Origin of the sequence: Citrobacter sp. Igbk 14 (assembly GCF_028069825.1) — a bacterium.
GTDB lineage: Bacteria > Pseudomonadota > Gammaproteobacteria > Enterobacterales > Enterobacteriaceae > Citrobacter.
Window position 1 is genome coordinate 1 of sequence record NZ_JANEWM010000089.1, and the last position, 11,711, is coordinate 11,711.

The window sequence follows — 11,711 nt, forward strand, 5'->3', positions numbered from 1 at the left end:
ACGCATTAACGCTATTAAATTGATGACATAAATAAAAATAGAATAGATGACCAGCAGGTGTGCTGGTCGGAATGATTAATACTGGAAAGTGGAAGTTTGTGGTACGGCAACACCGTGACACTGCCAGGACAGCGTGATTTTGGTATTCAAACACAGAGAACCGGCATAAACGCTGCAGGTCGCAACTGGCTGGCCAAATCCGACTGCACTGGCATAGCCCATACGCTGACATTCTTTTGTCGCAGTTCCCTGAGCAACATAGTCGTCGGTACGTGCTGTTTGTAGCATGGCCTGGTTGTAAGTCAGACGAACCACGCCGGTAATGCTGCTGGCTTCGCTGACCTGAGCCTGCTTAGTGATGGTGCATCCCGTCAGCATGAGCGGTAAGAGGGCAAGAATAAAGGTCTTCATGAAATCGCTCTGAAAAATCGGTGATACGCTATCCTGACATACATCACGGCTAATCAATGGCCTGAATAGCCAGAAGATCACCTGCGATTAATCACAACGACACCCTGTTTATGAGTCAAATCTGAAGGCTGGCGCAAAAACCGTGAGCATCTCGATATTTTATGAAACTTTATTTCATAAAAATTGAAAGATGATTTGCTAAATAGTAATGTGACTGAAATGTCATGACTTACGGCGGGACCTCCGCGGCGCATTCAGGAGAATACACAATGAAAATTGCATTGATGATGGAAAACAGCCAGGCAAGCAAAAACGCGATCATTCACCATGAGCTTAAGTCTGTCGCGGATGAAAAAGGTTTTCCTGTGTTCAATGTCGGGATGAGCGACGAAAATGATCACCATCTGACTTACATCCACCTGGGTATCATGGCCAGCATTCTGCTCAATTCAAAAGCGGTTGACTTCGTTGTCACGGGTTGCGGTACGGGTCAGGGGGCCATGATGTCACTGAATATTCACCCTGGCGTGGTGTGCGGCTACTGCCTTGATCCCGCGGATGCGTTCCTGTTTGCGCAGATCAACAACGGTAATGCACTCTCGCTGGCCTTTGCAAAAGGGTTTGGCTGGGGGGCTGAACTGAATGTCCGGTATATGTTTGAAAAAGCGTTTACCGGTCGTAATGGTGAAGGTTATCCGCCAGAGCGGAAAGACCCGCAGGTGCGTAATGCGGGGATTTTAAACCAGGTGAAAGCGGCAGTAGTAAAAGAAAATTATCTTGATACCCTGCGCGCTATCGATCCTGAACTGGTGAAAACCGCCGTTTCAGGTCCACGTTTCCAGCAGTGTTTCTTTGAAAACTGCCAGGACAAAGCGATCGAAGCCTTTGTCCGTGAAGTTATTGGCTAAACCCGGTTGGCCCGATAGTGTGAACTGAACTATCGGGCTTATCGACGCTTATTTGATACAGCGCTTCCTGCATCGCGGGTAAGCCGCAGCGTATCAACCATTCCTATCAGGCAAATCATGGCGATAGCGACGAATGCCAGCCGGAAACTGATGCCGGGTATCGCCCCCAGTGACCACCATTCACTCACTTGATCCCCGATGCGGATCCCGATAGCCGCCAACGAAATCCCTAATCCAACAGCCAGTTGCGTCGCTGTACTAAACAGCGTATTTGCATAGCTCATCTGTGATGCAGGAACATCCGCAAATGCCAACGTGCTGACACCGGTAAACTGAATTGAGCGAAAAACGCCGCCCAGATACAGCACCAGTAAAATTACCCATACGGGAGTTTGCGGCGTGATCAGCGCACAGGCCAATAGCGCCAGCACATTAAGCGCGCCGTTTATCAGCAGCAGCTTTTTAAAGCCTAACCAGCGTATTAACGGGGTAGTCGCGGGTTTAATCGTCAGGTTGCCAACAAACACGGCCAATACCAGGGAACCGGCATGAAAAGCATTCATACCAAAACCAACCTGAAACATCAGTGGCAACAGAAAGGGTACCGCACTGATAGAAGCACGAAACAGAGAACCGCCGTACATCGTGACACGAAATGTAGGAACGCGCATGGCATCCAGACGAATCATCGGCCACGCGGTTTGGCGAAAATGACGCAGGGCAAACAGGAACGTGGCGATTCCAAGTACCAGAAGTCCCGCAGTTAACCAGCCCTGCGGCTGTTGGGTTCCCAGCAGTTCCATCGCATATACCAGACTGACCATCGCGACCGATGTGGCAATAAAACCGGGAAAATCGAACGGGCGACGTTCGTCATCATGAATATCCGGGATAAAACGCAGCGCCAGCGCTATCGCCAGCAACCCCAGTGGCACATTAATAAAGAAGATCCAGCGCCAGTTGGCATAACTGGTAATAAATCCGCCCAAGGGGGGGCCAATTATGGGGGCCACTAAGGCAGGCCAGGTCAGGGTGGCGATCGCGGTGATCAACTGATGTTTAGGCGTGGTACGCAGAACGGCGAGGCGGCCGACCGGCACCATCAGTGCCCCCCCGACACCCTGTAAAATGCGCATTGCCACAAAGCCTTCAATGCTGTTGGCGAGTCCGCATAAGACTGAGGCGAAGGTAAAAATCGCCAGTGCCAGGGTAAACACTTTTCGGGCACCAAAACGATCGGCAATCCAGCCACTGGCAGGGATGAGAACCGCCAGCGTAATCAGATAAGCACTGATGCCGATGTTCAGATCAACGGCCTGCACGCCGAAACTTTTTGCCATATCGGGCAGGGCCGTCGCAATCACCGTGCCATCGATGAACTCCATAAAGAAGGCCCCGGCGACCAGTAGTGCAGCCGGAGAAAGACCCCGCTTATTTTCAACCGCTAAATGTTCACTCATGTTGTGCTTGCCATCTCAAACGAAATTAACTGGAACTGTTTTTTTATTTTCAGCGCGGCTGTACTGCTTTCGCCGCTACCGTTTCGAGCGCTGAATGGGTACTATGACGACCTTTCTATAAGGAGCTCACTATGTCCCAAACACTGAATGCCGATCAGGAACTGCTCTCGGACGTTGTTGCCTGCCAGTTGGTTATCAAGCAAATCCTGGATGTTATTGATGTTATTGCCCCGGTAGAAGTTCGGGAAAAAATGTCCAGCCAACTGAAAAGCATCGACTTTTCCAGCCATCCCGCGGGGGCTGATCCCGTTACGATGCGCGCAATTCAAAAAGCGGTTGCGTTGATCGAGCTGAAATTCACCCCGCAGAATGAGTCTCACTAAAATAAACCGTTGTTTCAGGTTTTAGAAAGGTTTTTTTGCGCCTCTCAGAAAGGGAGGCGCAGATTTGTCGCGATCGGATATCAGTGATGTTGGTAGTTTACGACGTTTAGCAAATGCTTATCCGTTTGTGCCATACACAATCCAGCGCGTTTAGCGCTACGAACTTCATCAAGAATCGTTTGTAACAGCACGCCATCCTGCTGCTGTTCTTTTTCCAGATCATGAAGAAAATCAACGGTTGGCGCGTCGTTCAATGCTTCGGCTTCATCCGTCAAACGCGACAGCGTACGCGAACGCTGTTGATAATCTTCCAGCGTTTTCTGAAACAGTTCTTCAAGCGAAGTTAGCTCATCACCGGGAACATCGATGGCCTTGACGATGGGGTTAGCCCCTGCGCTTTTCATAAAATTAAACATACGCATCATTTGCGTTACATTACCCTGCGCCTGAGTGCGCAGAAACGTCGCGGTGCCTGTCAGGCTGTGTTCGTAGCACCATTCACTGAGGTGAAGGTAGAGATTCGATGCGTAAAATTCAAGGTTCATTTGCGTGTTGAGTTTGTGAACAATTCCAACTGCAGCCATATCAATATCCTTATTTCCAGAAAGGAGAAGTACGTCACCAACGCCAGTACAACGGGCTGCCGTTGCACTTCACATCTACGTACGAGTAATACTGTTAGCAGAAAAAATCCGTTCCGCCGGTCCTTTAGATGATCACGAATTATATTCGCTTCCGATCGTGAATCAGCATAGCGCGTGCTTGGCATTAAGAAAATCCTTAAAACGGCCTATTTATGTTTTTTTACATATTGGTATAGCAATATTCTTGACCATGTCATTTGTGTATATAAATAATGTGAATATAATTAGATGATTTATAATGAATTTATGTAAAATAAAGATAATGAAATGCTGTTTCAAGTCTCAAAATTAAATTTCATGACGCGGTATTCTATGACGTCTGGTGATTATCGCTGTTGGTTTTGATGGGAATTATCCGGTGAAGTGATGTGCCTGAAAATTATCTTCAACCTAATTTTTTGCGCCAGATCAGTTTTAATAAATTTAACGGAATGAATTATTCGGCATTTGTTGTTGGATATCGGTGGATTAATCGAGGAGTTGTATATGAAAAAAGTGGCGGTGTTGCTGGCACCCGGTTTTGAAGAGGCTGAAGCCATTGTGACTATTGATATTCTACGTCGCCTGCAAATTGAGGTTGAGACGCTGGCCTGCGCAGAGTCCCGTGCGGTGGTGAGCTATCATGACGTGCCAATGGTGACCGACAGTACGCTGGAGGCCCGTCGGGATGCTTTCTACGATGCGATCGTGTTGCCAGGGGGACCACAGGGTAGCGTAAATCTTGCCGCCAGTGCTGCAGTTGTCCAGTTTATCTCTCGCCATGACGATGCAGGAAAACTGATTTGCCCGGTTTGTTCGGCAGCCGCGCGGGTGCTGGCGGGTAATGGGTTACTGAAAGGCCGGCGCTACGTGTGTTCAGGTGAGCTGTGGCAAACCATCACCGACGGCGAGTATGTCGACGCGCCTGTTGTTGAAGATGGAAATCTTATCAGTGGCAAAGGACTGGGCCATATTTTTGATTTTGCGTTTACGCTTTCTGCACGTCTGTTAGAAGACGATATTCCTGTTCGCGATCACGCTGACCATATTTATTACCCTTGGTAATCATTGGACTCCCGGATGTTTCGATATTCGGGAACAAGGATTCACTGGCTGAGGTTATGGATTAATCTGCTATTTCTTATTTTTCCTATTCTGAAAATTGTGTTTTTTTATGTCATTTCCCGCTGAATTTATGTACGCAACTACTGTAATTCTAGGGTGTGATGCCGCTCTCTTATGGAGAATCAATTTCCCGCTAAAACTACTCTCAGCACTGGCATTGATCTTATCAGTAAAAGGTAATGCTTTGTTTTACGTCCGGATTACAAAAAATCGTTTGATTTTACCCTACATAAAAGAACGTTAAAGCTGGAGTTAACCATGCACAAATTCACTAAAGCGCTGGCGGCCATCGGTCTGGCCGCCATTATGTCACAATCCGCTATCGCTGAATCCATGAAGCTCGGTTTTCTGGTCAAACAACCGGAAGAACCCTGGTTCCAGACGGAGTGGAAGTTTGCAGATAAAGCCGGTAAAGACCTTGGGTTTGAAGTTATTAAAATCGCCGTTCCAGACGGAGAGAAAACCCTGAATGCTATCGACAGCCTGGCGGCAAGTGGTGCAAAAGGATTTGTAATTTGTACGCCGGACCCGAAACTCGGGCCTGCTATTATGGCAAAAGCGCGTGGCTATGACATGAAAGTCATCGCGGTTGACGATCAGTTCGCCAATGCGAAAGGTAAGCCTATGGATACCGTGCCATTGGTGATGATGGCAGCAACCAAAATTGGTGAACGCCAGGGCCAGGAACTGTACAAAGAGATGCAGAAACGTGGCTGGGATGTGAAATCTTCCGCTGTAATGGCGATTACCGCCAACGAACTGGATACCGCGCGCCGTCGTACATCGGGTTCGATGGAAGCGCTTAAAGCTGCAGGCTTCCCGGAAAAACAGATCTACCAGGTCCCAACCAAATCAAATGATATCCCTGGCGCATTCGACGCCGCAAACTCCATGCTGGTTCAACATCCTGAAGTTAAACACTGGCTGATTGTCGGGATGAACGACAACACTGTGCTGGGTGGCGTGCGTGCTACCGAAGGGCAGGGGTTTAAGGCAGCAAACGTTATTGGTATCGGTATTAACGGTGTTGATGCCATTAGCGAACTCTCCAAAGCGGAAGCCACCGGATTCTACGGTTCACTGCTGCCTAGCCCGGACGTTCACGGTTATAAATCCAGCGAAATGCTCTACAACTGGGTCACCAAAGGCGCAGAACCGCCGGTGTTTACTGAAGTTACCGATGTGGTGCTGATTACTCGCGACAACTTCAAAGAAGAACTGGCGAAAAAAGGCTTAGGCGGCAAATAACGCAACTGCCGTAAAACGATCTTATCCGGCCTACAAAAACGCCCTTTGTAGGCTGGATAAGGCTACGCCGCCATCCGGCAACCGTTTAGATCCACGGAGACGTTATGCAACAGTCTACCCCGTATCTCTCATTTCGCGGCATTGGCAAAACCTTCCCTGGCGTAAAAGCGCTAACGGATATCAGTTTCGACTGTTATGCCGGGCAGGTGCATGCACTGATGGGTGAAAATGGCGCCGGGAAATCAACATTATTAAAAATTCTCAGCGGAAACTACGCGCCAACCACGGGATCTATAGCGATCCACGGACAGGAGGTTTCGTTTGCGGACACAACCACTGCGCTGAACGCCGGTGTCGCCATTATTTACCAGGAACTGCATCTGGTGCCGGAAATGACCGTCGCCGAGAACATTTACTTAGGGCAGCTTCCGCATAAGGGTGGGATTGTGAACCGCTCGCTGTTGAACTACGAAGCGGGCCTGCAGTTAAAACATCTGGGGATGGATATCGATCCTGATACTCCATTGAAATATCTCTCCATCGGTCAGTGGCAAATGGTGGAGATTGCTAAGGCGCTGGCGCGTAACGCCAAAATTATCGCTTTTGATGAACCCACCAGCTCTCTTTCCGCCAGGGAGATTGAAAATCTGTTTCGCGTGATTCGTGAGCTACGCAACGAGGGCCGCATCATTCTGTACGTTTCGCACCGTATGGAGGAGATTTTCGCGCTGAGCGATGCCATAACCGTGTTTAAGGATGGCCAGTACGTCAAAACGTTTACGGACATGCAGCAGGTTGATCACGACGCACTGGTCCAGGCGATGGTGGGGCGTGATCTTGGGGACATCTACGGCTGGAAGGCCAGACCTTACGGTGCGGAGCGTCTGCGTTTGCATGAGGTAAAAGCCCCAGGCGTGCGCACCCCGATCAGCTTATCGGTACGTAGCGGCGAAATCGTCGGACTGTTCGGCCTGGTGGGTGCCGGACGTAGCGAATTAATGAAAGGTCTGTTCGGCGGCACGCGCATCACACAAGGTCAGGTGTTTATTGACGAACAAGCGATAGAAATCCGCAAACCCAGTCACGCCATTGAAGCAGGCATGATGCTGTGTCCGGAGGATCGCAAGGCCGAAGGGATTATCCCGGTCCATTCGGTACGCAACAACATCAATATTAGTGCGCGCCGCAAACATGTCACGGGGGGATGTCTGATCAACAACGGCTGGGAAGAGACCAATGCTGACCATCATATCCGCTCACTCAACATCAAAACGCCGGGTGCAGAGCAACTGATCATGAACCTCTCTGGCGGTAATCAGCAAAAGGCCATACTGGGGCGCTGGTTATCGGAAGAGATGAAAGTAATTTTGTTGGACGAGCCTACCCGCGGCATTGATGTTGGCGCGAAACATGAAATTTATAACGTGATTTATGCCCTGGCTGCGCGCGGTGTTGCCGTGCTGTTTGCCTCCAGTGACCTGCCGGAAGTTCTTGGCGTCGCCGACCGCATTGTGGTGATGAGAGAAGGTGAGATCGCAGGTGAATTACTTCATGAACAGGCGGATGAACGCCAGGCGCTGAGCCTTGCTATGCCTAAAGTCAGCCAGGCAGTCGCCTGAATAAGGAGAATATGATGTCTTCCGTTTCTACATCGGGTTCAGGCGCTGCGAAGTCGGCGTTAAATCTTGGCCGAATTTGGGATCAATACGGGATGCTGGTGGTATTTGCCGTGTTGTTCCTGGTTTGCGCTATTTTTGTGCCGAACTTTGCGACTTTCATCAATATGAAGGGGCTGGGTCTGGCGGTATCTATGTCGGGTATGGTGGCGTGCGGGATGTTATTTTGCCTGGCATCCGGCGATTTTGATCTCTCGGTAGCGTCCGTTATTGCTTGCGCAGGGGTGACGACTGCAGTGGTCATTAATATGACCGAAAGCCTGTGGATTGGCGTGGCGGCTGGGTTGTTGCTCGGTGTTCTGTGCGGTCTGGTGAATGGTTTCGTGATTGCGCGTTTAAAAATTAACGCGCTGATCACGACGCTCGCTACCATGCAAATTGTTCGCGGTCTGGCCTACATTATCTCTGACGGTAAAGCAGTGGGTATCGAAGACGAACGCTTCTTTACGCTTGGCTATGCCAACTGGTTAGGGCTGCCTGCACCGATCTGGTTAACCGTGGGCTGCTTTATTGTTTTTGGCCTGCTGTTGAATAAAACCACGTTTGGTCGCAATACGTTGGCGATTGGGGGCAATGAGGAAGCTGCACGTCTGGCTGGGGTGCCGGTCGTTCGCACGAAGATTATTATCTTCATTCTTTCCGGTCTGGTATCCGCCGTTGCGGGGATTATCCTGGCATCACGTATGACCAGCGGCCAACCGATGACCTCTATTGGTTATGAGCTGATCGTGATTTCTGCCTGTGTGTTAGGCGGCGTTTCGCTCAAAGGCGGCATCGGAAAAATCTCATATGTCGTCGCAGGGGTGTTAATTTTGGGGACGGTCGAGAATGCGATGAACCTGCTGAATATCTCGCCATTCGCACAGTATGTGGTGCGAGGTTTGATCCTGCTGGCGGCGGTGATCTTCGACCGTTACAAACAAAAAGCTAAGCGTACTGTTTGATGATTTAAATCCCAACTTTTTAGTCTAGCTTCGACATATCGCCAGCCGCTACCCGGCTGGCGATTGTTTTTCTAAATGGCGAGCACGGTCACACTGTCTATACTTATACCCGTCATACATCCTATATACGGCGCGATCCGCGCGGCGTACAGACCATGACGAGGAGGAGAATCGGGTGACAGCATCGCTAACCTTACCCCCTGAGCATCCCACAAATTGTGCTTATTTTTTCGATCTCGACGGAACACTGGCTGAAATAAAACCGCATCCTGATCAGGTTGTAGTTCCACAGACAATTCTGCAGTTATTACATCGCCTGGCCACGCAAAATGCGGGTGCTCTGGCATTGATTTCAGGGCGCTCAATGGCAGAGCTTGACGCACTCACCACCCCATATCGTTTCCCGCTCGCCGGGGTACATGGGGCAGAACGCCGTGACATCAATGGTCAAACCCATATTGTGCATTTGCCTGAGGCGGTTGAGCGCGAAGCGGGGGCGTTATTGCATGCGGCGCTGGCGACGTTACCGGGGACAACGCTTGAAACAAAAGGCATGGCTTTTGCTCTGCACTACCGGCAGGCGCCTGAACATGAGGCCGCTCTGCTGGCGTTGGCTGAACGTATTACCCATATCTGGCCACAACTGGCATTACAGCCCGGAAAGTGTGTTGTGGAAATCAAATCTCAGGACACCAATAAAGGAGACGCAATTGCGGCATTTCTGCAGGAAGCACCGTTTGTCGGACGGACACCTGTTTTTGTGGGTGATGATCTGACCGATGAAACAGGTTTTGCTGTGGTCAATCGCGCCGGCGGTATCTCGGTAAAAGTGGGAAGCGGGGAGACTCAGGCTACATGGCGTCTGGCTGCCGTCAGAGACGTCTGGCATTGGCTGGAACAAATCAACTGTCCGCAGCAGGAACAAGAAGCAACGAATGACAGGAGAGGTGGCTATGAGTCGTTTAGTCGTAGTATCTAACCGCATTGCCTCACCGGATGACAAAGGCAGCGCTGGCGGTCTTGCTGTAGGTGTGCTGGGCGCACTGAAGGCTGCTGGCGGCCTGTGGTTCGGCTGGAGCGGTGATACAGGCAATGGGGAGCAGCCATTAAAAAAAGTTACCCGTGGCAACATCACCTGGGCATCGTTTAATCTGAGCGAACAGGATTACGAAGAGTATTACTGCCAGTTTTCGAATGCCGTGTTGTGGCCTGCGTTCCATTATCGACTGGACCTGGTACAGTTTCAGCGTAGTGCCTGGGAAGGCTACCAACGGGTGAATGCTTTACTGGTTGATAAGCTGCTGCCACTGCTTAGTGATGACGATATTATCTGGGTTCACGATTATCACTTGTTACCTTTTGCCTGCGAGCTACGCAAACGTGGTGTGAATAATCGCATCGGTTTTTTTCTGCATATTCCTTTTCCAACACCCGAAATTTTCAATGCGTTGCCGCCACATCAGGCGCTACTTGAGCAACTGTGTGACTTTGATTTATTGGGCTTTCAAACCGACAACGATCGCCAGGCCTTTCTTGACTGTCTGGCGGCGCAAACTCAGGTAACTACGCTCAGTGAGAAACAGCATCTGGCCTGGGGGAAAGCGTTCCGCACGGAAGTTTATCCTATTGGTATTGCACCTGAGGAGATAGCACGGCAAGCATCAGGACCGCTACCGCCGAAACTGGCACAGTTAAAAGCAGAACTTAAACATGTGAAAAATATCTTTTCTGTTGAGCGGCTGGATTACTCCAAAGGCCTGCCGGAGCGTTTTCAGGCCTATGAGGCGCTGTTGGAACAGTTTCCACAGCATCACGGGAAGATTCGTTATACGCAGATAGCACCGACTTCGCGTGAGGAAGTTCAGGCTTATCAGGATATTCGTCACCAGTTAGAGACCGAGGCCGGGCGGATCAATGGTAAATACGGGCAACTGGGCTGGACACCGCTGTACTACCTGAATCAGTATTTTGACCGTAAATTACTGATGAAGGTCTTTCGCTACTCTGATGTCGGACTGGTGACGCCACTGCGCGATGGCATGAATCTGGTAGCAAAGGAGTATATCGCCGCACAAGACCCTGCCAATCCTGGTGTCCTGGTGCTGTCGCAGTTTGCCGGAGCAGCGAATGAGCTGACTTCTGCACTCATTGTAAACCCTTATGATCGGGATGATGTCGCAGGCGCATTAAACCAGGCTCTGACGATGCCACTTGCCGAACGTATTTCACGTCATGCCGCAATGCTGCAGACTATCGTTAAAAATGATATCAATAACTGGCAGGCGAGATTCATTTGCGATCTGAAGAACGTCGCATCGCGTCATACGGAAAATCTGTCGCCTGACTCGCAGACAGCCTGCAGCAAACTGGGGTGATTAATCGCCCGCAAGCGGCACCAGCAACACATCAACCTGGCTTGCGCTGACAACGCTTTTCGCTGAGCAGGAAGCTCGCGAAAAGAAACTGTGGTTATGGTTGCCATAAATCACCAGATCAACCGCGTGCTTGCGGCATATATCCAGAATGTGTTCGTTCAATGCGCCATAGGTAATAAACGTGTGCTCAATAGGGTACTGCGCTTCTTTGCTTAACTGATCGATAAAATTCTGGGTTTCTTCTTGCATCACTTCACGCAGATCTTCCAGCATTGGGGCGGCAAACTGGTTATACAGTTCGGGATCTGAGACCAGGGTTATCAGACTAATGCGGGCGTTGACAGGGCGAGCGATTGAAACCGCCTTTGCTAACAGCTGGTGGCTTTCGGGGGTAGCGGCAACAGCGACAAGAATGTGCGCATAGCTCATAACTCGCTCCTTTTGTTCATGAATTATGAGAGAACTCTTCAGTTTTAATCGTATACCACCATAGTGCTACGTTTCGTATGGTAATTGTGTGAATGTCATCATGATTATTCATTAATTATTCTTATAAAT

Annotated in this window: 12 protein-coding genes; 8 read left to right on the plus strand and 4 right to left on the minus strand. The window is 49.9% G+C overall.

Annotation, left to right across the window (positions count from 1 at the left end; translation table 11 throughout):
• Positions 1-75: 75 nt before the first annotated feature.
• Positions 76-411, minus strand: coding sequence for a YecR-like lipofamily protein (locus NNN64_RS21460; RefSeq protein WP_271442705.1), 336 nt, complete (start codon positions 409-411; stop codon positions 76-78).
• Positions 412-680: 269 nt separating this feature from the next.
• On the opposite strand from NNN64_RS21460, the gene NNN64_RS21465 reads away from it, so the two are divergent.
• A complete protein-coding gene (locus tag NNN64_RS21465) occupies positions 681-1,319 on the plus strand; it encodes an RpiB/LacA/LacB family sugar-phosphate isomerase (RefSeq protein WP_061068094.1) in 639 nt (212 codons plus the stop codon).
• Positions 1,320-1,357: 38 nt separating this feature from the next.
• Here NNN64_RS21465 and NNN64_RS21470 read toward each other — a convergent pair whose 3' ends face one another.
• Positions 1,358-2,779: an MFS transporter gene (locus NNN64_RS21470; protein WP_271442706.1), complete on the minus strand. Its 1,422-nt coding sequence runs from the start codon at positions 2,777-2,779 to the stop codon at positions 1,358-1,360.
• Between the two features lie 131 nt (positions 2,780-2,910).
• Between NNN64_RS21470 and NNN64_RS21475 the strand changes: the two genes are divergently transcribed.
• Positions 2,911-3,162, plus strand: coding sequence for a DUF2766 family protein (locus tag NNN64_RS21475; protein ID WP_005127709.1), 252 nt, complete (start codon positions 2,911-2,913; stop codon positions 3,160-3,162).
• A gap of 80 nt (positions 3,163-3,242) precedes the next feature.
• Here the strand turns inward: NNN64_RS21475 and NNN64_RS21480 are convergent, their stop codons facing one another.
• On the minus strand, positions 3,243-3,746 hold the full coding sequence (locus tag NNN64_RS21480; protein ID WP_271442707.1) for a non-heme ferritin-like protein: 504 nt from the start codon (positions 3,744-3,746) through the stop codon (positions 3,243-3,245).
• 546 nt (positions 3,747-4,292) lie between these two features.
• Between NNN64_RS21480 and NNN64_RS21485 the strand changes: the two genes are divergently transcribed.
• The 6 genes from NNN64_RS21485 (at position 4,293) to otsA (ending at position 11,153) form a co-directional block, all read left to right on the plus strand.
• Complete coding sequence (locus tag NNN64_RS21485; protein WP_271442708.1) at positions 4,293-4,850, plus strand: DJ-1/PfpI family protein; 558 nt, start codon at positions 4,293-4,295, stop codon at positions 4,848-4,850.
• Positions 4,851-5,168: 318 nt separating this feature from the next.
• Positions 5,169-6,158: an arabinose ABC transporter substrate-binding protein gene (locus NNN64_RS21490; RefSeq protein ID WP_005127705.1), complete on the plus strand. Its 990-nt coding sequence runs from the start codon at positions 5,169-5,171 to the stop codon at positions 6,156-6,158.
• Positions 6,159-6,262: 104 nt separating this feature from the next.
• Positions 6,263-7,777, plus strand: a complete 1,515-nt coding sequence (araG, locus tag NNN64_RS21495) for an L-arabinose ABC transporter ATP-binding protein AraG (RefSeq protein WP_271442709.1) — start codon at positions 6,263-6,265, stop codon at positions 7,775-7,777.
• Positions 7,778-7,791: 14 nt separating this feature from the next.
• The gene (araH, locus tag NNN64_RS21500) at positions 7,792-8,778 is read left to right on the plus strand and encodes an arabinose ABC transporter permease AraH (RefSeq protein ID WP_271442710.1); all 987 of its coding nucleotides are present in this window, start codon (positions 7,792-7,794) and stop codon (positions 8,776-8,778) included.
• Between the two features lie 175 nt (positions 8,779-8,953).
• Positions 8,954-9,757 carry a trehalose-phosphatase gene (gene otsB / locus NNN64_RS21505; RefSeq protein WP_271442711.1) on the plus strand — a complete coding sequence of 268 codons (804 nt, stop codon included), beginning with the start codon at positions 8,954-8,956 and terminating at the stop codon, positions 9,755-9,757.
• A complete protein-coding gene (gene otsA, locus NNN64_RS21510; RefSeq protein ID WP_271442712.1) occupies positions 9,732-11,153 on the plus strand; it encodes an alpha,alpha-trehalose-phosphate synthase in 1,422 nt (473 codons plus the stop codon). Before otsB ends, otsA begins: the two co-directional genes overlap by 26 nt.
• Here otsA and uspC read toward each other — a convergent pair whose 3' ends face one another.
• Positions 11,154-11,582 carry a universal stress protein UspC gene (gene uspC, locus NNN64_RS21515; protein WP_271442713.1) on the minus strand — a complete coding sequence of 143 codons (429 nt, stop codon included), beginning with the start codon at positions 11,580-11,582 and terminating at the stop codon, positions 11,154-11,156. It abuts the gene before it with no gap.
• Between the last annotated feature and the right edge of the window lie 129 nt (positions 11,583-11,711).

Bases quoted from the DNA above. Each gene is read 5' to 3' on its own strand.
- NNN64_RS21460 (WP_271442705.1), bottom strand. From the start codon at position 411: ATGAAGACCTTTATTCTTGCCCTCTTACCGCTCATGCTGACGGGATGC.
- NNN64_RS21465 (WP_061068094.1), top strand. From the start codon at position 681: ATGAAAATTGCATTGATGATGGAAAACAGCCAGGCAAGCAAAAACGCG.
- NNN64_RS21470 (WP_271442706.1), bottom strand. From the start codon at position 2,779: ATGAGTGAACATTTAGCGGTTGAAAATAAGCGGGGTCTTTCTCCGGCT.
- NNN64_RS21475 (WP_005127709.1), top strand. From the start codon at position 2,911: ATGTCCCAAACACTGAATGCCGATCAGGAACTGCTCTCGGACGTTGTT.
- NNN64_RS21480 (WP_271442707.1), bottom strand. From the start codon at position 3,746: ATGGCTGCAGTTGGAATTGTTCACAAACTCAACACGCAAATGAACCTT.
- NNN64_RS21485 (WP_271442708.1), top strand. From the start codon at position 4,293: ATGAAAAAAGTGGCGGTGTTGCTGGCACCCGGTTTTGAAGAGGCTGAA.
- NNN64_RS21490 (WP_005127705.1), top strand. From the start codon at position 5,169: ATGCACAAATTCACTAAAGCGCTGGCGGCCATCGGTCTGGCCGCCATT.
- araG (WP_271442709.1), top strand. From the start codon at position 6,263: ATGCAACAGTCTACCCCGTATCTCTCATTTCGCGGCATTGGCAAAACC.
- araH (WP_271442710.1), top strand. From the start codon at position 7,792: ATGTCTTCCGTTTCTACATCGGGTTCAGGCGCTGCGAAGTCGGCGTTA.
- otsA (WP_271442712.1), top strand. From the start codon at position 9,732: ATGAGTCGTTTAGTCGTAGTATCTAACCGCATTGCCTCACCGGATGAC.
- uspC (WP_271442713.1), bottom strand. From the start codon at position 11,582: ATGAGCTATGCGCACATTCTTGTCGCTGTTGCCGCTACCCCCGAAAGC.